Here is a 22,525-nt window from a genome sequence, read left to right on the forward strand (position 1 = left end):
AATGTCCAAAGGTGTAAGAGAGAGTTATGGATACCGCGAAGCTCCTGTCGTCTGTGCCCACCGGCCTGTGGATCGGGGGCGAGGAACGCAAGGGTTCCTCGACGTTCGACGTGCTCGACCCGTCCGACGACAAAGTTCTGATCTCTGTTGCCAACGCGACGCCCGAGGACGCCGTCGCCGCCCTCGACGCCGCGTGCGCCGTACAGGCCGACTGGGCCGCCACCCCGCCCCGCGAGCGCGGTGAAATTCTGCGGTCGGTGTTCGAGAAGATCACCGAACGTGCCGAAGACCTGGCCACCTTGATGACGTTGGAGATGGGCAAGGTGCTGCCCGAGAGCATGGGCGAGGTCAAGTACGGCTCGGAGTTCTTCCGCTGGTTCGCCGAGGAGGCCGTGCGCATCGCGGGTCGCTTCACGCCGAGCCCGGCGGGCACTGGCCGCATCCTCGTCACCAAGCAGCCGGTCGGGCCCTGCTACGCCATCACGCCGTGGAACTTCCCGCTGGCCATGGGGACCCGCAAGATCGGCCCGGCGTTCGCGGCCGGCTGCACCATGATCGTCAAGCCCGCCCAGGAGACGCCGCTGACGATGCTGCTGCTGGCCAAGCTGATGGACGAGGCCGGCCTGCCGAAGGGCGTGCTGTCAGTGCTGCCGACGAGCAGCCCCGGGCCGGTCACCGAGGCTCTGATCAACGACGGCCGGCTTCGCAAGCTGACCTTCACCGGATCGACCGGCGTCGGGAAGGCGTTGGTGAAGCAGTCGGCCGACAAACTGCTGCGCACCTCGATGGAGCTCGGCGGCAACGCGCCGTTCATCGTGTTCGACGACGCCGATGTGGACGCCGCTGTCGACGGCGCGATCCTGGCCAAGATGCGCAACGGCGGTGAGGCGTGCACGGCGGCCAACCGTTTCCACGTCGCGAACTCGGTGCGGGAGGAGTTCACCGACAAGCTGGTCAAGCGGATGAGCGAGTTCACGCTCGGCAAGGGCACCGACGAGTCGTCGACGCTGGGCCCGCTGATCAACGCCAAGCAGGTCGCCACCGTCGAGGACCTGGTGTCCGACGCGGTGTCGCGCGGCGCGACGGTCGCGGTCGGCGGCGTCGCCCCCGGTGGCCCGGGCAACTTCTACCCGGCGACAGTGCTGGCCGATGTGCCCGCCGACGCGCGCATCCTCAAAGAGGAGGTGTTCGGACCCGTCGCGCCGATCACCGGCTTCGATACCGAGGAGGAGGGCATCGCCGCTGCCAACGACACCGAGTACGGGCTGGCCGCCTATGTCTACACGCAGTCACTGGACCGCGCGCTGCGCGTCGCCGAAGGCATCCAGGCCGGCATGGTGGGCATCAACCGCGGGGTGATTTCCGACCCGGCCGCACCGTTCGGCGGAGTGAAGGAATCCGGTTTCGGCCGTGAGGGCGGATCCGAGGGCATCGACGAATACCTCGACGTGAAGTACGTGGCGCTGACGAAGTAACACCCGTTTCGGGGGCGTGCGTAAAAGGTCCGTCCGGCACGGCGTGTCGGGCACTTTCGCGTCTGCTCGCGCGGGAAAGATTTCGGCAGTGCGCACCGCTGAGAGCCGTCGGGGAATTCCCGCGTTGGACGGCATCCGTGCGGTGGCGGTCGCGCTGGTCCTGGCCGATCACGGCGGTATCCCGGGCCTGTCGGGCGGATTCCTCGGCGTCGACGTGTTCTTCGTGCTCAGCGGATTCCTGATCACGTCCCTGCTGCTCGACGAGCACCGGCGGACTGCGCAGATTCGGCTCGGCGACTTCTGGATTCGGCGCGCCCGCCGACTGCTGCCCGCGCTGCTGGCGATGGTGCTCGCCGTGGTCGCGGCCCGCGATCTGTTCTCGCCCGAATCCACGGCGTCGCTGCGCGAGGACGCGGTCGCCTCGTTCTTCTGGATATCCAATTGGGCCTTCGTCGGCCAACGTGCCGACTACTTCTCCCAGGGCGCGCCGCCGTCGCCGCTGCAGCACACGTGGTCGCTCGGGGTGGAGGAGCAGTACTACCTGCTATGGCCGCTGCTGCTCATCGCCGTCGCGGCGCTGTTCTGGTCCCGGCTACGACTTGCCGTTTTCGTGCTGTCGACCGTCGGCGTCATCGCTTCGGCGACCGCGACGATCGTGCTCACCACGGACTCGACGCTGAACCGCGTCTACTTCGGCACCGACAGCCGAGCCCAGGCGTTGTTGGTCGGCGCTGCCGCGGCCGCACTGCTGGTGCGGGACTGGTCGGTGCTCAACGACGGCGGAACGCTGATCCGGACGCGGTCGGGCCACATCGTCGCGCGCATCCTGCCGTTCATCGGTCTGGCTGTGCTCGGTGCGGCGGCACACTATGCGACCGGCAGCGTCAGCGACTTCCGCAGCGGCCTGCTGATTGTGGTGGCGATCGCGGCCGTCCTCGTCGTCGCACCGGTGGCACTGGAGCAGGAGGGGCCCGTCGCCCGCGCCCTGGCGTGGCGGCCCCTGGTGTGGCTCGGCGCGATCTCCTACGGCGTGTACCTGTGGCATTGGCCCATCTTTCTGGCGCTCAACGGTGAACGAACGGGGCTGTCCGGCTGGCCGCTGTTCGTCGTGCGCTGCGTAATCACAGTGGGCCTGGCCGCGGCGTCGTGGTGGCTGCTGGAGCAGCCGATCCGTCGCTGGCGGCCGATGCATGTGCCGCTGCTGCCGTTGGCGGGTGCGACGGCCGCGACCGCCGCCGTGGTGACGATGATGGTGGTACCCGTCGACGTGAAAACCGAGCAGCCGCCGCTGGGTCCGGCGATCGACTCCGCCGCGCTGGCGCTCGTCGGGCCGGAAGTGCCCGTCGAGGTCCGCCAACCGACCGCGCACGATCCCGGCACCCGCACCGTTGCCGTGTTCGGCGACTCGATCGCGTGGACGATGATGCGGTATCTGCCGCCGACACCAGGGCTGGCGTTCACGAACTACACGACGATCGGGTGCGGTATCGCCCGCGGCGGCCCCTATCGGTACGTCGGGCAGACACTGAACCAGAAACCCGAATGCGACGCCTGGCCCAGCCGGTGGTCGCAGCGCATCAACCATGACCGCCCGGACGTGGTGCTGCTGATGGTCGGCCGCTGGGAGGTGGTCGACCGGATGAACGAAGGCGTCTGGACCAATATCGGCGAGGACGGTTACGAGGACTATCTGCGTGGCGAACTCAACCGCGCGCTCGACATTCTCGGCTCGACCGGCGCGCAGATCGTGGTCACCACCGAGCCCTACAACCGGCGCGCCGAAAAGCCGGACGGCAGCGTGTATCCCGAAGACGATCCCGATCGCGTCGACGACTGGAATGCATTGCTGCGCAGCGTCGTCAAGACGCGCAAAAACGTCGAATTGCTCGATCTGAATGACAAGCTCGGGCCCAACGGCGTCTACACCAACTGGGTCAACGGCATCCGAGTGCGCAGCGACGGAGTGCACCCGACACCGGAAGCGGTGGAGTGGTTGACGCCCTGGCTGACCGACGCGCTGCGCAAGTGAATCGGGCGCGCAAACCGACCGTCGCGGTGCCCGGGCGCGCCGAATTCGACTAGTGACCGAGGCGGCCGCGGCCCAGTCGCAGCAGCAGCATCGCCAGGTCCTTGCCGTCGGGTCCGAGTTCGCTGTAGCGCTCGATGACCTTCATCTCACGGCTGTGCACCAGACGGGTGCCACCGGACGCCATCCGGGCCTGGCCGATGAGCTTGGACACCTCGGTGCGGCGTTTCACGGCTTCCAGGATCGTCGCGTCCAACTTGTCGATTTCCTGGCGCAGGTCGTCTATGTCTGGCAACTGTTCGGCTTCGATCGGCTGAATTGTCATGGGAGTGTTCTCCGCTCTCTCGTTGTGTGGGGACTGATCCGTCCGGTTTCGGGCCTCACACAAGAGACGAGCCCCGGATCCGGAAGCGGACCGCGGGGCTCTGGGAAGCAGCTAGACCACGGGCACCTCTGGGCGGTACCCGTAGAAAAATCGTCCTTGCTGCATGAGCACGTATGGAGTGTGCCATCTAGGGCCGCGCCGATGCAAAGATGTCGCTGGACAGCGGTAAGTTCGGGGGTGATATGCCTCCATCCTCTAGCCCAGCTGCTTCACCTTCCATAGCCACCGAGACCGACGAACTCCTCGACGGCCTCAACCCGCAGCAGCGCCAGGCCGTGCTGCACGAGGGCTCGCCACTGCTGATCGTCGCGGGAGCGGGTTCGGGTAAGACCGCTGTGCTGACTCGCCGGATCGCCTACCTGCTCGCCGCCCGAGAGGTCGGTGTCGGCCAGGTGCTGGCCATCACGTTCACCAACAAGGCAGCCGCCGAGATGCGTGAGCGGGTGGTCAACCTGATTGGACCGCGTGCTCGGTCGATGTGGGTCTCGACATTCCACTCGACGTGTGTGCGAATCCTGCGTAACCAGGCATCGCTGCTGCCCGGGCTCAACTCGAACTTCTCGATCTACGACTCCGACGACTCTCGCCGGTTGCTGATGATGATCGGCAAGGACATGGGCCTGGACACCAAGCGGTACTCGCCGCGGCTGTTGGCCAACGGCATCTCGAATCACAAGAACGAGCTGATCGGCCCCGAGCAGGCGGCGGCGGAGGCGTCGGAGGCCGGCGAGGAGCTGCCCCGCATCATCGCCGAGGCCTACGGCGAGTACCAGCGGCGCCTGCGCGCGGCCAACGCACTGGACTTCGACGACCTCATCGGTGAGACAGTCGCTGTGCTGCAAGCCTTTCCGCAGATCGCGCAGTACTACCGGCGGCGTTTCCGGCACATCCTGGTCGACGAGTATCAGGACACCAATCACGCGCAGTACGTCCTGGTGCGTGAGCTCGTGGGCCGCGAAACCGAAGACGGGGTGGCGCCGGCCGAGCTGTGTGTCGTCGGCGACGCCGACCAGTCGATCTACGCCTTCCGCGGTGCGACCATCCGCAACATCGAGGACTTCGAGCGCGACTTCCCCAACGCCACAACGATTCTGCTGGAACAGAACTACCGCTCGACGCAGAACATCCTGTCCGCGGCCAACTCCGTCATCTCACGCAACGCCGGCCGCCGCGAGAAGCGGTTGTGGACCGACTCCGGCGAGGGTGAGCTGATCGTCGGCTACGTCGCCGACAACGAGCACGACGAGGCGCGGTTCGTCGCCGGGGAGATCGACGCGCTGGCGGACCGTGGCGACATCAACTACAACGACGTCGCGGTGTTCTACCGCACCAACAACTCCTCGCGTGCCCTGGAAGAGGTGTTCATCCGGGCCGGTATTCCGTACAAAGTCGTTGGCGGCGTTCGCTTTTACGAGCGCAGGGAGATCCGCGACATCGTCGCCTACCTGCGCGTGCTGGACAATCCCGGCGACTCGGTGAGCATGCGGCGCATCCTGAACACGCCCCGGCGCGGGATCGGCGATCGCGCCGAGGCGTGCGTGGCGGTGTACGCCGAGAACACCGGCGGCAGTTTCAACGACGCGTTGCAGGCCGCCGCCGAGGGCAGGGTGCCGATGTTGAACACCCGTTCGGAGAAGTGCATCGCCAGCTTCGTCGAGATGCTCGACGAACTGCGCGGGCGTCTCGACGGTGAACTCGGCGAACTGGTCGAGGCGGTCCTCGATCGCACCGGCTATCGCACCGAGCTCGAGAATTCGAGCGACCCGCAGGATCTCGCACGCCTCGACAACCTCAACGAATTGGTCAGCGTCGCACACGAATTCAGCACCGACCTGGCGAATGCGGAGGCCCTTGGCGAACCCGAGGACGAAGACATCCCCGACACCGGGGTGCTCGCCAAGTTCCTGGAACGGGTGTCGCTGGTCGCCGATGCCGACGAGCTGCCCGAGCACGGCGCGGGTGTGGTGACGATGATGACGTTGCACACCGCCAAGGGGCTCGAATTCCCGGTCGTGTTCGTGACGGGCTGGGAGGACGGCATGTTCCCGCACATGCGGGCGCTCGGCGATCCGACGGAGCTGTCCGAGGAGCGACGCCTGGCCTACGTCGGCATCACCCGTGCCCGACAGCGGCTCTACGTCAGCCGCGCCAAGATCCGCTCGTCGTGGGGCCAGCCGATGCTCAATCCGGAATCGCGCTTCCTCAAAGAGATCCCGCAGCATCTGATCGACTGGCGGCGTACCGACCCCGGCCCGTCAATGCCCGCCCCGGTGAGTGGGGCAGGCAGGTTCGGGACACCTCGCCCTTCGCCGACACGTTCCGGCGCAGGCAAACGGCCGCTGCTCGTGCTCGAGCCCGGCGATCGGGTCAACCACGACAAGTACGGCCTCGGTCGGGTGGAGGAAGTGTCCGGCGTCGGCGAATCGGCGATGTCGCTCATCGACTTCGGCAGCTCGGGGCGGGTCAAGCTGATGCACAACCACGCCCCGGTATCGAAGCTCTAACCGCTGCTGCGGCCCCACTGCGCCGTTGCGGGCAGCAGCGCGCACACGATCGTGGCCAGCGGAAGCACCGGGATCGCGTAGACGATCGTCGGCAGTCTGGCGCCGGCGACGAACAGGCTGGAGAAGATCAGCAGCGCGACGACGGCGCCGACGACGATCAGCAGGCGGCTCACCCGACGGCGCAGCAGTAGACCGATCAGCCCGGCGATGAGCGCCGCCGCGGAGATGGCCGTCAAAAACGCGACGGCCACGCAGAACAGCAGGTCGGTTTCCCACCAACCGGTGATCAGGTCGGTGGCGATGACCGCCGTCGCCCAGCCGCTCAGGATGCTGAGGATGGCCGTCGCGATCGCCGACCGCGGATCGGGCCACGGATTCTTGGGCGTCACCGGGGTCGGCCTGGCACGCGGGATGTACGAGGTCTGCGGATCTTCCGCGGCGGGAAACTCGCCGGTCGGGTGGCGGCGAATGATCGACGTCTGCGGATCCGCTCCGACGGGGATTTCGCCCGTGGGGTGTCGGCGGATTATGCGGGTGGAGCTGGGTTCGTCGTCGTCACTGGCCACTCAGCCAGAGTAATTGGACAACGCGAGTCCCCGTTTGGAGAGCCAGCCGACGGGGTCGACGCGGTCGGTGCCGTTGAGCAGCACCTCGAAGTGCAGATGCGGGCCCGTCGAGTTGCCGGTGTTGCCCATCTTGGCGATCTGGTCGCCCGCCCACACGCGCTGGCCGATATCGACGTTCCAGGCGCTGAGATGTCCGTAGAGCGTGACGGTGCCGTCGGCGTGCCGCAGCTTGACCCAGTTGCCGTAACCGCCCTGGGGCCCGGCGTCGATGACGATGCCGTCCGAAGCCGCCAGGATCGGGGTGCCGATCGCGTTGGCGATGTCGATGCCGCCGTGTAGTACGCCCCAGCGGTAGCCGAAGCCAGACGTCCACGCGCCCTTGGTGGGCATCACGAACATGGGGCGCTGCAGACGGGCCTCGCGTTCTGCGCGCTCACTGGCGAATGCGGCGGCCTTGGTGACCTCCTCGGCGTGCACAGCCGCATCGAACGTCGAGGAGACGGTCACCACCTGCATGCCGTCGGTCGAACCGGTGATCGCACCGCCGGCGAGGACGTCCTGGTCCGCTGCCAGGACGGTCGCGGGGACCTCCTTGGACGCGCTGGCCATCGTGTACGCGCCGGCAGCGGTGGCGCCGACCGCCATCGCGGCGACCATCAACCGGCCCTTGACGGGCACTTCCTGCTTACGGTGCGCGCCGCCGCGGGTGATCGCGAAGATGTCGGTCGCGGCCGCGCCGTCGCTGACGTCGGTGTGGCTGTCTCGGTAGGCGTGAGATGAACGCCGTTCGTCGCGCGGATCGCGGCGGAATTCGGACGGCACGGCCAGTCGCTGCGGTAGCTGATCGTCGGTGTCGTGCAGGTCGTCGAGCTCGGGAGCGTGGATGACCTGCGCTTCGCGATCGAAGGCACTGTTCTGATTGAAGTCCAGCTCAGCCCCGAGATCAGGCAGGTCGCCGAACTCATTGAACGGAATGATGTCGGTGATTTCCGCGGGTTGTTCAGCGGGGCGACGGATGGTTAGCCGAGTGGTCGACACTCCAGACGGAGATCGTGACGCACGGTGCTGAGCCAACCTGAAAGTCCCTTTGCTCGTGATCTATTCGTTACCAACGCGGACCAAAGGCACGTTAACCAAATCCCAATGTTGGTGGCAACCCGAGAGAGTATTCCGCCGGTGATTGTGACGTGTATCACTGATACCCGGCGGTGAGATCCACCACATGACAGGTAGGCGGTTCAGAGGTCTCAACCTCGTGTGGATAAAGTTCCCCCGAGCCTGTGAGGCCCAAACCTTCGACTTCGACGCTCGACAGACAGGGATGTTTCAGAGCCCATGGACCTTTTCGAATACCAAGCCAAAGAGCTGTTCGCGAAACACCACGTGCCGACCACACCTGGCCGCGTCACCGAATCCGCCGAGGACGCCAAGGCGATCGCCGAGGAGATCGGCAAGCCGGTCATGGTCAAGGCGCAGGTGAAGGTCGGCGGACGCGGTAAGGCGGGCGGCGTGAAGTACGCCGCGACTCCCGACGACGCGTTCACGCACGCGCAGAACATCCTCGGCCTCGACATCAAGGGCCACGTCGTCAAGAAGCTGCTGGTCGCCGAGGCCAGCGACATCGCCGAGGAGTACTACATCTCGTTCCTGCTCGATCGTGCCAACCGCACCTATCTCGCGATGTGCTCGGTCGAGGGCGGCATGGAGATCGAAGAGGTCGCGGCGACCAAGCCCGAGCGGCTCGCCAAGGTGCCGGTCAACGCCGTCAAGGGTGTCGACCTGGCCACCGCCCGTTCGATCGCCGAGCAGGGCCACCTGCCTGCCGAGGTGCTCGACGCGGCCGCGGTGACCATCCAGAAGCTCTGGGAGGTGTTCGTCGCCGAGGACGCCACGCTGGTCGAGGTCAACCCGCTGGTGCGCACTCCCTCCCGCGGGGAGAACGACCCAGGTCAGATCCTCGCCCTCGACGGCAAGGTCACCCTCGACGCGAACGCCGACTTCCGCCAGCCCGGTCATGCGGAGTTCGAGGACAAGGACGCGACCGACCCGCTGGAGCTCAAGGCCAAGGAGCACGACCTCAACTACGTCAAGCTCGACGGCCAGGTGGGCATCATCGGTAACGGCGCCGGGCTCGTCATGTCGACGCTGGACGTCACCGCCTACGCGGGGGAGAAGCACGGCGGAGTGAAGCCGGCCAACTTCCTCGACATCGGTGGCGGCGCGTCGGCCGAGGTCATGGCCGCGGGTTTGGACGTCATTCTCAACGACGCTCAGGTCAAGAGCGTCTTCGTGAACGTGTTCGGCGGCATCACCTCCTGCGACGCGGTCGCGACCGGCATCGTCAACGCGCTGAAGATTCTCGGTGACGAGGCCAACAAGCCGCTGGTCGTCCGTCTCGACGGAAACAACGTCGAAGAGGGCCGCCGGATCCTGGCCGAGGCCAACCACCCGCTCGTCATCCAGGCCGACACCATGGACGCCGGTGCCGACAAAGCCGCCGAGCTGGCGAACAAGTAAGGGACGCACGCTATGTCGATCTTTCTGAACGCGAATTCCAAGGTCATCGTCCAGGGCATCACCGGCGGCGAGGGCACCAAGCACACCGCGCTGATGCTCAAGGCGGGCACCCAGCTGGTCGGCGGCGTCAACGCCCGTAAAGCGGGAACGACGGTGTCGCACAAGGACAAAGACGGCAACGACGTCGAACTACCGGTGTTCGGCTCGGTCTCCGAGGCGATGAAGGAGACGGGCGCCGACGTGTCCGTCGTCTTCGTACCGCCGAAGTTCGCCAAGGACGCGATCATCGAGGCCATCGACGCCGAGATCCCGCTGCTGGTCGTCATCACCGAGGGAATCCCGGTGCAGGACAGTGCTTATGCGTGGGCGTATAACGTCGACAAGGGGCAGAAGACCCGCATCATCGGACCCAACTGCCCGGGCATCATCACGCCGGGTGAGGCGTTGGCGGGCATCACGCCCGCCAACATCACCGACTCGGGCCCGGTCGGCCTGGTGTCGAAGTCGGGCACGCTGACCTACCAGATGATGTTCGAGCTGCGTGACTTCGGCTTTTCGACCGCCATCGGCATCGGTGGTGACCCCGTCATCGGCACCACCCACATCGACGCCATCGAGGCGTTCGAGAAGGATCCGGCGACCAAGGTCATCGTGATGATCGGTGAGATCGGTGGCGACGCCGAGGAGCGGGCTGCCGACTACATCAAGGCCAACGTCAGCAAGCCGGTCGTCGGCTACGTCGCGGGCTTCACCGCGCCCGAAGGCAAGACCATGGGCCACGCCGGCGCCATCGTGTCGGGCTCGTCGGGCACCGCACAGGCCAAGAAGGAAGCCCTCGAGGCCGCCGGTGTGAAGGTGGGCAAAACCCCGTCGGAGACGGCACGCCTGGCGCGGGAGATCCTGCAGAGCCTCTGACTCGGTGCGTGAGATGCGCCGCAGAATTAGGAACACGTTCTAGTTATCGATTAGCCTGACGAAGTAACACACGTCGGGAGGTCTGTAATGGCGGTCGATCCGCGCACGCCGGTGTTGGTCGGTGTCGGCCAATTCACCGAGCGCATCGACGATCCCTCCTATCGGGGCATGTCATCGGTGGACCTGGCGACGGCTGCGGTACAAGCCGCCCTGACCGACACCGGTGTCGACGCCGGCACCGTGGCGAAGGCCATCGAGGTATTCGTCGGACTGCGGCAGTTCGAGATCTGCACGCCGTTCGAGAAGCCGCCGCTGGGTTGCTCGGACAACTACCTGCGGTCAGTGGCCAGGCGCGTCGGCGCGGATCCGGCCCGCGCCGTGCTGGAGCCCATCGGCGGCAACGGACCGCAGAAGCTGGTGACCGAGTTCGCCGCAGCGATCGCGGCAGGCGATATCGAGGTCGCGCTCATCCTGGGCTCCGAGAACGGCTCCACGTTGCGGTTCTGGAGCGCGCCCGTACAAGAAGGGCGGGACAAGCCAGATCACGGTGAGCGCGTCGGCGGCCAGCTCGAGGACCGGGGCTACGGCTTCGAGCAGTACATGAGCGAGTACACCGCGACGCATGGGCTGACCGGTGCGCCGGTGCAGTACGGCCTGCTGGACAACGCGCGCCGTGGTCGACTAGGTCTCAGTGTCGCCGACTACCGCGTACAGATGGCCGAACTCTTCGCGCCGTTCTCCAAAGTGGCTGCCAAGAACCCGTTTTCGTCATCCCCGGTCGAACGTTCGGTGGATGAGCTGATCACGGTCACCGACGACAACCGGATGATCTGCGATCCGTATCCGCGTTTGATGGTGGCCCGCGATCAGGTGAACCAAGGTGCGGCCGCACTGCTGATGTCGGTCGCCGCCGCGCAACGGCTCGGCGTGTCCGAGGACAACTGGGTGTACCTGCGTGGTCATGCCGACCAGACCGAACAGGATCTGCTGGACCGCGTCGATGTCAGCATCAGCGTATCGGCCAGACAGTCTGTCGCAGAAGCACTTCGGGTCGCGGGAATCGGCATTGACGACGTGGCGACGTTCGACCTCTACAGTTGCTTCCCGTTCCCGGTCTTCACCGTGTGCGACGAGTTCGGGCTGGCGGCCGACGATCCGCGGGGCCTCACGCTCACCGGCGGTCTGCCGTACTTCGGCGGCCCGGGTAACAGCTACTCGCTGCACGGTATCGCCGAGACGGTGAGCCAAATGCGAGACCACCCAGGCACATTCGGTCTCGTCGGCGCGAATGGCGGCGTCATGAGCAAGTACTCGGTGGGCGTCTACTCGACGGAGCCCGCCGACTGGGCAGCCGACCGTAGTGAGGCGCTGCAGGCGGACATCGCCGCGCTGCCCAAGGTGGCGGTCACCCGGAATGCCGAGGGTCGGGGCAGGATCGAGACCTATTCGGTGCGCTACGACTGGCCCGTCACCACGGGTGTCATCATCGGCCGACTCGACGCCGACGACAGCCGGTTCATGGCGCTTACCGACGACGAAGATCTGGTGAAGCTGATGACCACGGGTGACCCGCTGGGCGCGGCGATCGCGGTGACCTCGGACGGTAAGAAGAACACCGCCACGCTGGCCTAGCCTCCCCTACACGAGTGCGGCGAGCTTTCCGGCTAGCCGTTCGACATAGGACGCCACCTCGGCCCCGGACTTGTCGGGCAGGCCGAACAGCACCTCGGTGACCCCGAGGTCGGCCCACTTCGCGAGCTTGTCGGGGTCGGGCTTGAAGTCCAGGGCGACGATCTGCGGCGCTCCGTCACGACCGGCCGCGGCCCAGGTGTCCTGCAGCAGCTTGACCGGTGCGTCGATGTCGAAGTCACGCGGCGTCGTGATCCAGCCGTCGGCCGAACGTGCGATCCACTTGAAGTTCTTCTCGGTGCCCGCCGCGCCGACCAGCACGGGGATGTGCGCCTGAACCGGCTTGGGCCAGGCCCAGCTGGGGCCGAAGTTGACGAACTCGCCCTCGTAGGACGCTTCCTGCTCGGTCCACAGCGCGCGCATGGCCTCCAGGTACTCGCGCAACATCGTGCGCCGCCGGCCCGGAGGCACCTTGTGGTCGGCCAATTCGTCTGTGTTCCAGCCGAATCCGACACCGAGGGAGACGCGGCCGCCGGACAGGTGGTCCAGGGTCGCGATCGACTTCGCCAGCGTGATCGGGTCGTGTTCGACCGGCAGCGCCACGGCCGTGGACAACCGCACCCGCGAGGTCACCGCACAGGCGGCGCCCAACGAAACCCAGGGGTCCAGGGTGCGCATGTAGCGGTCGTCGGGCAGTGACTCGTCGCCGGTGGTGGGGTGGGCAGCCTCGCGCTTGATGGGGATGTGCGTGTGTTCGGGCACGTAGAACGTGGTGAAGCCGTGTTCGTCGGCGAGTTTGGCGGCCGATGCGGGGTCGATGCCCCGGTCGCTGGTGAAAAGTACGAGCCCGTAGTCCATATCAGGATTAGAACGTGTTCTAGTCCGAAGGGCAACGTCGGGGGCCCAAAACGTGCCCGCGCGGGACACCGAAAGGGAAGCCAAGAAGTCCTGCGACAGATCATGTAAAAGCGAATCGGCCCGCCGTGGTATGTGGGCGGACTCGACGTTCGAGGACCTGGTTCAGTACAACGACGGCTCCCGCACGCAGTCGATCGGCACGCGCGAACAGATCGCGGAACGCATTGCGGCATAACGCAAACGCGGCGTCGCTCTTATTCTCGGCGGCTTCCTGCACTTCCAGGAGGAGATCGAACACGTCGGTTCGCCCGTGCTGCCGTTGGTTCGCGAAATCGAGGAATCCGAGCAACATTCGACAGTGGAACCCTTGCTGGCGTCGCGGTAACCGGGAGTGCGCTAGCGTGGGTTCGAAGCCGTCCAGCACAGGAGAGGTCATGTCGTACCCCCAAGGTCCGCCCGGCAATCCCGGATACCCGCCCGCCCAGCAGCCGACCACGCAGTTCGCGGCGCCGACGCAACAGTTCGGTAGGGCGCCCGAGCCCGGTCCAGCCGCGGGTCCGAGCCAACTGCCGAAGTACCTGACCATCGCGGTCGTGGTCCTTGGCCTCGGCGTGTACCTGTCCAGCTTCGGGCCGCTGTTCACCGCAGGCGCGGACTACTTCACTCCGACGCTGCTGGATCTCGGCGTCGTCGCGGCCCTCGCCGCCGCGCTGATCGCCGGCGTATCGCTGCTGCCGAAGCAGAAGCTCCTGCCTGCGGCTGTCGCGGTGCTGTCGGTGCTGGCGTTCCTCCTGGTGATTGCCATCGTGCTGACGGCGCCAGAGGGGGTGTCCATCGACTGGGGCCTCTACCTGATCATCGCGTTCACCATGTTCCAGGCGATCGTCGCCGTGGCGGTGCTGCTGTTCGATGCGGGCGTCATCACCCCGCCCGCGCCGCAGCAGCCCCGGTACGACCAGCAGTACGGCCAATACGGCGGGCCCAGCGCGTCGTACTACGGTCAGCAGCCCCAGCACGGCGGCCCGCCGCAGCACCAGCAGGGGCTGTCGCAACGTCCCGGTTATCCGTCCCAGTACGGCGGTTACCAGGGTGGCGGCCAGTCGGCCGGCGGATATTCCGGCAGCCAACCCAGCGGTCAGCAGAGCGGGCCCCCGACCCCTCCGACCGGTTTCCCGACCTTCGGACAGCCGCCGTCGGGCTCCGCCCAGACGGCCCAGGCGCAGATGCCGTCGCAATCGGGAGCGTCTTCCACGCAGTCGGGCCCCCCACCGTCGTAGTCTGAGCCGCGCGTGCGTCAACTTCGCGCGCGTGTGAGCTTGTGCGAGGAGCGGCCTTAGTGGAAAACCGGCCAGTCGGCACACGCCAGGCGCGTGAGCTGCTTCGGGTCGCGTTCGGGCCGTCCATCGTGGCGCTGGGCGTCATCGCGGCCGTGGTGTTGCTGCAGCTGCTGATCGCCAACAGCGACATGACCGGCGCGCTCGGCGCGATCACCAGCATGTGGCTCGGCGTACACATGGTGCCGATCTCGATCGGCGGTAGCGAGCTGGGCGTGATGCCGTTGCTACCCATGCTCGCGATGGTGTGGGGCACCGCACGCGCGACCGCCGGTGCGACATCGCCGCAGGGTTCCTGGTTCGTGACGCGGTGGGTCGTCGCATCGGCCGTCGGCGGCCCGCTGCTGATCGCGGCGATCTCCCTGGCGATCGTCCACGACGCGGCGTCGGTGTTCACCCAGCTTCAGACGCCGGACGCGCTGCGCGCATTCGGCAGCGTCTTGGCCGTGCACGTGGCCGGCGCGGTGATCGGGGTCGGGTCGCGCGTCGGACGGCGCGTCCTGTCGGAATCGCGGCTTCCCGAGTGGCTGCCCGACGCGATTCGGGCTGCCAATGCAGGCGTCCTGGCGCTGCTGGGACTGTCCGGCGTCGTGATGACCGGCTCGATGATCGTGCACTGGGCGACGATGCATGATCTCTACGGGATCACCGACTCGGCGTTCGGGCAGTTCAGCCTGACGCTGTTGTCGATTCTGTACATCCCCAACGTGCTCGTCGGAACGGCTGCGGTCGCTGTCGGGTCCAGCGCGCACATCGGGTTGGCGACGTTCAGCTCGTTCACGGTCTTCGGTGGCGACATCCCCGCGCTGCCGGTGCTGGCCGCCGTGCCGACTCCACCGCTCGGCCCGGTCTGGGTGGCGCTGTTGATCGTCGGCGCGGTCTCGGGTGTCGCGTTGGGGCAGCAGGCGGCGCGACGACCGCTGCCCCTGCTGCCCGCGATCGGCAAGCTGCTCGTCGCGGCCGCGCTCGCGGCACTGATCATGGCCGTGCTCGGTTACGCAGGCGGCGGGCGGCTGGGCAATTTCGGCGATGTCGGCGTCGATCAGGCCACGTTCGGGCCGGCGGTCTTCCTGTGGTTCGCCGGTATCGGGGCGCTGACCGTGGCGATGACGGGCGGCATCGCGCGGCGGGTCAGGGTCCCCAAGCCGGAAACCGAACCCGAGCCCGAAGCTGAAGCCGAGCTGGAATCCGAAGCTGAGCTCGAATCCGAGACCGAGCTCGAGGCCGACTCGGACTTCGAGCCTGCGTTCGATGACGAGTCAGAGGCCGACTTCGAGCCCGCGTTCGAGCCCGAGGCGGAAACAGCCATCGACGACCTCGCAACGCAGGCCGCCGACGAACCGTTCGACGAGCCACCGGCCGCCGCTGCGCGGCCTCGAAGCGAACACCGGGACGCCTTCGGAGATCCCGAGGACCACTTCGTCGTCGACGACGTCCCCGACGACCAAGCCACGCCAGGCGCGACCACGGACCGAGCGCCCGATCGCGACGATTAGGCTGCCAGGCGTGCAGCAACCGCTTCGAGTGCCCCCGAAGGTGCCCGCACGTGTTGTGGTGCTCGCATCTGGTACCGGTTCGCTGCTGCGATCCCTCCTCGACGCCACCGGCGGCGATTACCCAGCCGACATCATCGCCGTCGGCGTGGATCGCGACTGCCCGGCCGTCGACATCGCCGCGTCGGCATCGGTACCCAGCTATACGGTGCGGCTGCGCGACCACCCTGACCGCGGGGCCTGGGATGCTGCGATCACCGACGCGACCGCAGCGCAGGAACCTGATTTGATCGTGGCTGCCGGATTCATGAAAATACTTGGGCCCCATTTCCTTTCCCGCTTCATGGGCCGGATCATCAACACCCACCCGGCGCTGCTGCCCTCGTTTCCCGGGGCACACGCGGTACCCGAAGCGCTGGAGTACGGAGTCAAGGTGACGGGGTGCAGCGTGCACCTCGTCGATGCCGGCACCGACACCGGACCGTTGCTGGCCCAAGAAGCCGTGCCGGTGCTCGACGACGATGACGAAGCCTCCCTGCACGAGCGGATCAAAGTCGTCGAACGGCGACTGCTGGTGGACGTGCTGGCCGCGGTGGCTACCCGCGGCGTGACCTGGACCGGACGAAAGGCGACATTGGGATGACTGACCGCAGGGCTATCCGGCGTGCGTTGATAAGCGTGTACGACAAGACCGGGCTCACCGACCTCGCGCGTGGTCTCCACGAGGCGGGTGTCGAACTCGTGTCCACCGGGTCGACCGCGAAAACCATTGCTGACGCCGGTATTCCGGTCACTTCCGTCGAGCAGGTCACCGGGTTCCCCGAGGTGCTCGACGGCAGGGTCAAAACCCTGCACCCGCATGTCCACGCGGGACTGCTCGCCGATCAGCGCAAGCCCGAACATGTTTCGGCACTCGCCGAACTCGGCGTCGCGCCGTTCGAGCTGGTGGTCGTCAACCTCTACCCGTTCACCCAGACCGTCGACTCCGGCGCGGGCGAAGACGAATGCGTCGAGCAGATCGACATCGGTGGCCCCTCGATGGTGCGTGCCGCCGCGAAGAACCATCCGAGCGTCGCGGTGGTGGTCGATCCGCTGGGCTACGACGGTGTGCTCGCCGCGGTACGCTCCGGTGGCTTCACGCTGGAGGAGCGGAAGAAGCTGGCCTCCTTGGCATTCCGGCACACCGCCGAATACGACGTCGCGGTCGCGGCGTGGATGTCGTCGGTGCTCGCGTCCGAAGGCGATGCGGCGCCGCCGTCGCTGCCGCTGTGGACGGGCGCGACGTGGCGACGCGAGGCGGTGTTGCGCTACGGCGAGAACCCGCACCAGCAGGCCGCGCTGTATCGCTATGACTCGGGCTGGCCGGGCCTGGCGCAGGCGCAGCAGTTGCATGGCAAAGAGATGTCGTACAACAACTACACCGACGCCGATGCCGCCTGGCGCGCGGCGTTCGACCACGAGGAGATCTGCGTGGCGATCATCAAGCACGCCAACCCATGCGGGATCGCGATCTCGTCGGTGTCGGTGGCCGATGCGCATCGCAAGGCCCACGAATGCGATCCGCTGTCGGCGTTCGGTGGGGTGATCGCGGCCAACACCGAAGTGACGGTCGAGATGGCGGAGACGGTCGCCGACATCTTCACCGAGGTGATCATCGCGCCCGCCTACGAGTCGGGTGCCGTGGACGTGCTTGCGCGCAAGAAGAACATCCGCGTGCTGCTGGCGTCCGAACCGCAGCAGGGCGGCACCGAGTTCCGTCAGATCAGCGGCGGCCTGCTGATCCAGCAACGCGACGAGTTCACCGCTCCCGGGGACGATTCGGCCAACTGGGAACTGGCCACCGGCTCACCCGCCGACCCGGCGACGCTGGCCGACCTGAAGTTCGCGTGGTTGGCGTGCCGCGCGGTGAAGTCGAACGCGATCGTGGTCGCCGCCGACGGCGCCACCGTCGGGGTCGGCATGGGTCAGGTCAATCGGGTCGACGCGGCCAAGCTGGCGGTGCAGCGGGCAGGCGATCGGGTGCGGGGTGCCGTCGCGGCGTCCGACGCGTTCTTCCCGTTCCCCGACGGGCTCGAGGTGCTCACCGAGGCCGGCGTGAAGGCGATCGTGCACCCTGGCGGTTCCGTGCGCGACGACGAGGTCACCGCGGCGGCCGCCGAGGCGGGGATCACGCTGTACCTCACCGGGGCGCGTCACTTCGCGCACTGACTTTCCCGACGAACGTGGGTTACCCGCACGCCTTAGGGCTCGCAAGCGTGCGAAAGCCCCACACTCGCGGGGGTTCAGGAGTTGCGGATCTTGTCGATCAGCTTCGACTTGGTCAGCGATGAGTAACCGGAGATACCGATCTCCTTGGCGCGCTTCTTCAGGTCCGAGACCGTCCAGTCGTCGTACGACCCGGATTTCCCACCCTTGCGCCCGACGGCCGACTTTCCGCGCGCCGCGGCGGCGTTGGCGATCCTGGCGGACTTCTGCTTCGAGTTGCCCTGTTCGCGCAGGTCCTCGTACAGCTTCTCGTTCTTGATGGACGGGTTCGGCATGGTGGACGCTCCTTGATCGACTACTCCCCGAAGGGTGCCCATTGGCGACCCTTTTATGCAGAGCAACGGTGCTGAGCGTGCGCAGAATGTGACGGATTGGCGGCGTGTCCACCGGGGACACGCACGTTCGGGACACAAGTCGTAGCGTGGAGTTGTGACATCACCTAACGATTTGCCCCGGACCGTTGCCGAGCTGAGGGCCTCCGGTCACGTCGAGCGGGGCGTCAAGGCCGAAATTCGCGAGAACCTGCTGGCCGCGCTTGGCGAGGGTCGCGACGCGTGGCCGGGCATCCTGGGCTTCGAGGACACTGTGCTCCCGCAGCTGGAACGGGCCCTGATCGCCGAGCACGACGTGGTGCTGCTCGGCGAACGCGGGCAGGGTAAGACGCGCCTGCTGCGCGCACTGACCGGCCTGCTCGACGAGTGGACCCCCGTCATCGCCGGTTCGGAACTGAACGAGCATCCGTACTCGCCGATCACCCCCGAGTCCATCCGTCGGGCCGCCGACTCCGGTGACGACCTGCCCGTCGAATGGCGACATCGCAACGAGCGCTACACCGAGAAGCTGGCGACTCCGGATACCAGCGTGGCCGACCTGGTCGGCGACATCGATCCGATCAAGGTGGCCGAGGGCCGCAGCCTCGGTGACCCCGAGACCATCGCATACGGCCTCATCCCGCGGGCGCACCGAGGCATCGTCGCGATCAACGAGTTGCCCGACCTCGCGGAGCGCATCCAGGTGTCGATGCTCAACGTGATGGAGGAACGCGACATCCAGGTGCGCGGCTACACGCTGCGGCTGCCGCTCGACGTCCTCGTCGTCGCCAGCGCCAACCCCGAGGACTACACCAACCGCGGCCGCATCATCACGCCGCTGAAGGATCGCTTCGGCGCCGAGATCCGCACCCACTACCCGTACGAACTCGAGGCCGAGGTCGGCGTCATCAAGCAGGAGGCCAACCTCGCCTCCGAGGTGCCCGAGTACCTGGTGCACGTGCTCGCCCGGTTTGCGCGCTACCTGCGCGAGTCGCGGTCCATCGACCAGCGGTCCGGTGTGTCGGCGCGCTTCGCGATCGCGGCCGCGGAGACGGTCGCCGCCTCGGCGCGGCACCGTGCGGCCATCCTCGGCGAACAGGATCCGGTGGCGCGCGTCGTCGATCTCTCGACGGTGATCGATGTGCTGCGCGGCAAGCTGGAGTTCGAGTCCGGCGAGGAAGGCCGCGAACAGGCCGTGCTCGAACATCTGCTGCGCCGTGCCACCGCGGACACCGCGCAGCGGCTGCTCGGCGGCATCGATGTCGGGCCGCTGGTGATGGCGATCGAGAACGGTTCCGCGGTGACCACCGGTGAGCGCGTGTCCTCCCGTGACGTGCTGGCAGCGGTCCCCGAGGTCCCGGCGATCGCCGAGATCCAGCAGCGGCTCGAGGCGACGACGGACGGACAGCGCGCGGCGGCCGTCGAGATGGCGCTCGAGGCGCTGTATCTGGCCAAACGGATCGACAAGGTGTCTTCAGAAGGTGAAACCGTCTATGGCTGATTCCGGGGCCAGGCGCCTCACGCGGTATTCGCGATACACCGGCGGGCCTGATCCGCTGGCGCCGCCGATCGACCTGAGCGAGGCGCTCGAGCAGATCGGCCAGGACGTCATGGAGGGCAGCTCACCTCGGCGCGCGCTGTCGGAGCTCATGCGGCGCGGCACGCAGAACATGCGCGGAGCCGACAAGCTCGCCGCCGAGGCCAACCGTCGGCGCCGGGAACTGTTGCAGCGCAACAACCTCGACGGCACCCTGCAGGAGGTCAAGAAGCTGCTGGACGAGGCGGTGCTCGCCGAGCGCAAGGAGCTGGCGCGCGCGCTGGACGACGACGCGCGGTTCAACGAGATGCGCATCGAGTCGTTGCCGCCCTCGCCGGCAAAGGCCGTGCAGGAGCTCTCCGACTATGACTGGCGCAGTGCAGAGGCGCGCGAAAAGTACGACCAGATAAAGGATCTCCTCGGCCGCGAAATGCTCGACCAGCGCTTCGCGGGCATGAAGCAGGCGATGGAGAACGCCACCGACGAAGACCGCCAACGTGTCAACGAGATGCTCGACGATCTCAACGACCTGCTGGACAAGCATGCGCAGGGCAATGACACGCAGGAGGATTTTCAAAACTTCATGGACAAGCACGGCGAGTTCTTCCCGGAGAACCCGCGCAACGTCGAGGAGCTGCTGGACTCTTTGGCCAAGCGTGCCGCCGCCGCACAGCGCTTCCGTAACAGCCTGTCGGCTGATCAACGCGCCGAGCTTGATGCGTTGGCGCAGCAGGCATTTGGATCACCGTCGCTGATGAATGCGCTCAACCGGCTCGACAGCCACCTACAGGCGGCCCGGCCGGGCGAAGACTGGGATGGTTCGTCGCGGTTCTCCGGTGACAACCCGATGGGCATGGGTGAGGGCACCCAGGCAATGGCCGACATCGCCGAACTGGAGGAGCTCGCAGAGTCGCTTTCGCAGAGTTACGCGGGCGCCACGATGGAGGACGTCGACCTCGATATGCTCGCTCGCCAACTGGGCGACGAAGCCGCGGTCGACGCCAAGACGCTGGCCGAACTCGAGCGGGCGCTGATGGACCAGGGATTTCTGGACCGCGGCTCGGACGGGCAGTGGCGGCTGTCTCCCAAGGCGATGCGACAGCTCGGACAGGCCGCGCTTCGCGATGTGGCACAGCAACTTTCAGGGCGACACGGCGAGCGCGAGACCCGTCGCGCGGGTGCGGCCGGAGAGCTCACCGGCGCGACGCGACCGTGGGCATTCGGTGACACCGAACCCTGGAACGTCACCCGCACATTGACGAACACGGTGCTACGCCAGGCCGGCACCGGCGGCGTCCACATGCCGTTGAGGTTCGCCGTCGACGATGTGGAGATCTCCGAGACCGAGACTCGCACCCAGGCCGCGGTAGCACTGCTGGTCGACACGTCATTCTCGATGGTGATGGAGAACCGGTGGCTGCCGATGAAGCGCACGGCGCTGGCGCTGAGCCACCTCGTCAGCACGCGGTTTCGCTCGGATGCGTTGCAGATCATCGCTTTCGGCCGATATGCGCGCACCGTTTCCACCGCGGAACTGACCGGGCTGGAAGGCGTGTACGAGCAGGGCACCAACCTGCACCATGCGCTCGCGCTGGCGGGTCGGCACCTGCGCCGCCATCCCAACGCGCAGCCGGTGCTGCTCGTCGTGACCGACGGTGAACCCACCGCACACCTGGAGGCATACGGAAACGGGGCTGGAGCTGAATCGGCGGCTCAGCCGCCCTCGGTGTTCTTCGACTATCCGCCACATCCCCGCACCATCGCCCACACGGTCAAGGGTTTCGACGATATGGCGGGGCTGGGTGCGCAGGTGACGATCTTCCGGTTGGGCAGTGATCCGGGGCTGGCCAAATTCATCGATCAGGTGGCGCGTCGTGTCGAGGGACGCGTCGTGGTGCCCGATCTCGACGGGCTGGGTGCCGCCGTCGTCGGCGACTACCTGCGGTCGCGCCGTCGGCGTTGAGCACTCGCGGCCCGCGTGCCGCTAGACCGGCTTGCGCTTCCTGCGCTTGACGCCGACGCTGCCCCACAGCGAGAAGCCGCGGATGCGCACGCACGGCGCTCCCGGCGAACCTTCCCCGCTCACGCTTTGGTCGAAGGATCCCATCACCCCGACACCGCGCAGGTCCACGTTCACCTCGGGCGGCACCAAGATGGTTTGGCCGCCGAAGATCGAGTAGGAGTGGATCTCGACTTCTGGTGAGGTGAAGTCGGCGTACCGCAAATCCACCACGCCTCCGCCGAAGAGAGCAAAGGTGGTCATCCGCTTCGGCACGTTCCAGCGGCCGCGACGCTCGAACCCACTCATGATTGCCAGCAGCATCGTCGACGGTGCAGGCCGCACCGGCCCGCCGCTGGGACCGGCCGAGACAGAACCGGGCAGGTCCGCGGAAAGCCGATCGAGTTCGTCATATGTCTGCGCGGCGTACGCCCTGGTCAGGCGTTCTTCGTATTCGTTCAGTGGCAGTCGGCCCTGAGCAGCGGCATCGGTGAGGAGCTGCGCCATGTGGATACGATCGGTGTCTGCAGCGCGCCTTGAGCCGTTCCGCGACGCTGGAGTGCTCATCCCGGCCATCTGTTCTTTGCGCAGGCGCTCATCACAACCATCTGTTCTTCGCGGAACCGCTCATCACTACCATCTGTTCTTTGCGCAGGCGCTCATCACCGACGAGCCTACGACGAACGCTGGCACATGCAAGGCCGATGTCCA

18 protein-coding genes and 1 pseudogene are annotated in these 22,525 nt (G+C 66.8%); 13 read left to right on the forward strand and 6 right to left on the reverse strand.

The features are described from left to right. Window positions 1-26 precede the first annotated feature (26 nt). On the forward strand, window positions 27-1,475 hold the full coding sequence (locus BST47_RS16270) for an NAD-dependent succinate-semialdehyde dehydrogenase (protein ID WP_083126577.1): 1,449 nt from the start codon (window positions 27-29) through the stop codon (window positions 1,473-1,475). Window positions 1,476-1,563: 88 nt separating this feature from the next. Further along, window positions 1,564-3,504 carry an SGNH/GDSL hydrolase family protein gene (locus tag BST47_RS16275; RefSeq protein WP_083126578.1) on the forward strand — a complete coding sequence of 647 codons (1,941 nt, stop codon included), beginning with the start codon at window positions 1,564-1,566 and terminating at the stop codon, window positions 3,502-3,504. Between the two features lie 49 nt (window positions 3,505-3,553). On the opposite strand, the gene BST47_RS16280 is transcribed toward BST47_RS16275, so the two are convergent. Continuing rightward, a complete protein-coding gene (locus tag BST47_RS16280; protein ID WP_264001313.1) occupies window positions 3,554-3,889 on the reverse strand; it encodes a chorismate mutase in 336 nt (111 codons plus the stop codon). Between the two features lie 179 nt (window positions 3,890-4,068). Between BST47_RS16280 and pcrA the strand changes: the two genes are divergently transcribed. After that, on the forward strand, window positions 4,069-6,390 hold the full coding sequence (pcrA, locus tag BST47_RS16285; protein WP_083126794.1) for a DNA helicase PcrA: 2,322 nt from the start codon (window positions 4,069-4,071) through the stop codon (window positions 6,388-6,390). Here pcrA and BST47_RS16290 read toward each other — a convergent pair. Then, the gene (locus tag BST47_RS16290) at window positions 6,387-6,956 is read right to left on the reverse strand and encodes a hypothetical protein (protein WP_083126580.1); all 570 of its coding nucleotides are present in this window, start codon (window positions 6,954-6,956) and stop codon (window positions 6,387-6,389) included. The genes pcrA and BST47_RS16290 overlap by 4 nt on opposite strands. Continuing rightward, window positions 6,957-8,030 (reverse strand): M23 family metallopeptidase, encoded by a 1,074-nt coding sequence (locus tag BST47_RS16295; protein ID WP_083126581.1) that lies wholly within the window; start codon window positions 8,028-8,030, stop codon window positions 6,957-6,959. A 261-nt stretch (window positions 8,031-8,291) separates the two neighbouring features. Between BST47_RS16295 and sucC the strand changes: the two genes are divergently transcribed. The 3 genes from sucC (at window position 8,292) to BST47_RS16310 (ending at window position 12,020) form a co-directional block, all read left to right on the forward strand. Beyond that, window positions 8,292-9,473: an ADP-forming succinate--CoA ligase subunit beta gene (gene sucC, locus BST47_RS16300; protein WP_083126582.1), complete on the forward strand. Its 1,182-nt coding sequence runs from the start codon at window positions 8,292-8,294 to the stop codon at window positions 9,471-9,473. A gap of 12 nt (window positions 9,474-9,485) precedes the next feature. Continuing rightward, window positions 9,486-10,388, forward strand: a complete 903-nt coding sequence (gene sucD, locus BST47_RS16305) for a succinate--CoA ligase subunit alpha (protein ID WP_083126583.1) — start codon at window positions 9,486-9,488, stop codon at window positions 10,386-10,388. 87 nt (window positions 10,389-10,475) lie between these two features. After that, window positions 10,476-12,020, forward strand: coding sequence for an acetyl-CoA acetyltransferase (locus BST47_RS16310; RefSeq protein WP_083126584.1), 1,545 nt, complete (start codon window positions 10,476-10,478; stop codon window positions 12,018-12,020). Window positions 12,021-12,026: 6 nt separating this feature from the next. On the opposite strand, the gene BST47_RS16315 is transcribed toward BST47_RS16310, so the two are convergent. Next, on the reverse strand, window positions 12,027-12,875 hold the full coding sequence (locus BST47_RS16315) for an LLM class F420-dependent oxidoreductase (protein WP_083126585.1): 849 nt from the start codon (window positions 12,873-12,875) through the stop codon (window positions 12,027-12,029). A 58-nt stretch (window positions 12,876-12,933) separates the two neighbouring features. Here BST47_RS16315 and BST47_RS31175 point away from each other — a divergent pair. The 5 genes and pseudogenes from BST47_RS31175 to purH form a co-directional block, all read left to right on the forward strand. Beyond that, window positions 12,934-13,260, forward strand: a pseudogene (locus tag BST47_RS31175) (dimethylsulfone monooxygenase SfnG); the annotation flags it as partial. Between the two features lie 49 nt (window positions 13,261-13,309). Next, entirely contained in the window at window positions 13,310-14,152 is an 843-nt protein-coding gene (locus BST47_RS16325) for a DUF5336 domain-containing protein (protein WP_083126586.1), read from the forward strand. Between the two features lie 59 nt (window positions 14,153-14,211). Continuing rightward, window positions 14,212-15,705, forward strand: a complete 1,494-nt coding sequence (locus tag BST47_RS16330; protein ID WP_083126587.1) for a cell division protein PerM — start codon at window positions 14,212-14,214, stop codon at window positions 15,703-15,705. A 10-nt stretch (window positions 15,706-15,715) separates the two neighbouring features. Further along, window positions 15,716-16,345, forward strand: coding sequence for a phosphoribosylglycinamide formyltransferase (purN, locus tag BST47_RS16335; protein ID WP_083126588.1), 630 nt, complete (start codon window positions 15,716-15,718; stop codon window positions 16,343-16,345). Then, window positions 16,342-17,910, forward strand: coding sequence for a bifunctional phosphoribosylaminoimidazolecarboxamide formyltransferase/IMP cyclohydrolase (gene purH / locus BST47_RS16340; RefSeq protein ID WP_083126589.1), 1,569 nt, complete (start codon window positions 16,342-16,344; stop codon window positions 17,908-17,910). The genes purN and purH overlap by 4 nt, the downstream gene beginning before the upstream one ends. 74 nt (window positions 17,911-17,984) lie before the next feature. Here purH and BST47_RS16345 read toward each other — a convergent pair whose 3' ends face one another. After that, window positions 17,985-18,242 (reverse strand): DUF7218 family protein, encoded by a 258-nt coding sequence (locus BST47_RS16345; RefSeq protein WP_083126590.1) that lies wholly within the window; start codon window positions 18,240-18,242, stop codon window positions 17,985-17,987. 154 nt (window positions 18,243-18,396) lie between these two features. Here BST47_RS16345 and BST47_RS16350 point away from each other — a divergent pair, with 154 nt between their 5' ends. Together BST47_RS16350 and BST47_RS16355 are read left to right on the forward strand one after the other, a co-directional pair. Next, the gene (locus BST47_RS16350; protein ID WP_083126591.1) at window positions 18,397-19,779 is read left to right on the forward strand and encodes a sigma 54-interacting transcriptional regulator; all 1,383 of its coding nucleotides are present in this window, start codon (window positions 18,397-18,399) and stop codon (window positions 19,777-19,779) included. Beyond that, entirely contained in the window at window positions 19,772-21,778 is a 2,007-nt protein-coding gene (locus BST47_RS16355; protein ID WP_083126592.1) for a VWA domain-containing protein, read from the forward strand. The genes BST47_RS16350 and BST47_RS16355 overlap by 8 nt, the downstream gene beginning before the upstream one ends. Window positions 21,779-21,799: 21 nt before the next feature. Here BST47_RS16355 and BST47_RS16360 read toward each other — a convergent pair whose 3' ends face one another. After that, window positions 21,800-22,381, reverse strand: coding sequence for a DUF1707 SHOCT-like domain-containing protein (locus BST47_RS16360; RefSeq protein WP_083126795.1), 582 nt, complete (start codon window positions 22,379-22,381; stop codon window positions 21,800-21,802). Window positions 22,382-22,525: the final 144 nt, after the last annotated feature.

Source organism: Mycolicibacterium tusciae, assembly GCF_002086795.1.
Taxonomy (GTDB): Bacteria; Actinomycetota; Actinomycetes; order Mycobacteriales; family Mycobacteriaceae; genus Mycobacterium; species Mycobacterium tusciae.

What these genes read in the sequence shown, in the direction of transcription:
- BST47_RS16270 (WP_083126577.1), top strand. Translation starts at nt 27, where the DNA reads ATGGATACCGCGAAGCTCCTGTCGTCTGTGCCCACCGGCCTGTGGATC.
- pcrA (WP_083126794.1), top strand. Translation starts at nt 4,069, where the DNA reads ATGCCTCCATCCTCTAGCCCAGCTGCTTCACCTTCCATAGCCACCGAG.
- sucC (WP_083126582.1), top strand. Translation starts at nt 8,292, where the DNA reads ATGGACCTTTTCGAATACCAAGCCAAAGAGCTGTTCGCGAAACACCAC.
- sucD (WP_083126583.1), top strand. Translation starts at nt 9,486, where the DNA reads ATGTCGATCTTTCTGAACGCGAATTCCAAGGTCATCGTCCAGGGCATC.
- BST47_RS16310 (WP_083126584.1), top strand. Translation starts at nt 10,476, where the DNA reads ATGGCGGTCGATCCGCGCACGCCGGTGTTGGTCGGTGTCGGCCAATTC.
- BST47_RS16315 (WP_083126585.1), bottom strand. Translation starts at nt 12,875, where the DNA reads ATGGACTACGGGCTCGTACTTTTCACCAGCGACCGGGGCATCGACCCC.
- BST47_RS16325 (WP_083126586.1), top strand. Translation starts at nt 13,310, where the DNA reads ATGTCGTACCCCCAAGGTCCGCCCGGCAATCCCGGATACCCGCCCGCC.
- purH (WP_083126589.1), top strand. Translation starts at nt 16,342, where the DNA reads ATGACTGACCGCAGGGCTATCCGGCGTGCGTTGATAAGCGTGTACGAC.
- BST47_RS16345 (WP_083126590.1), bottom strand. Translation starts at nt 18,242, where the DNA reads ATGCCGAACCCGTCCATCAAGAACGAGAAGCTGTACGAGGACCTGCGC.
- BST47_RS16355 (WP_083126592.1), top strand. Translation starts at nt 19,772, where the DNA reads ATGGCTGATTCCGGGGCCAGGCGCCTCACGCGGTATTCGCGATACACC.
- BST47_RS16360 (WP_083126795.1), bottom strand. Translation starts at nt 22,381, where the DNA reads ATGAGCACTCCAGCGTCGCGGAACGGCTCAAGGCGCGCTGCAGACACC.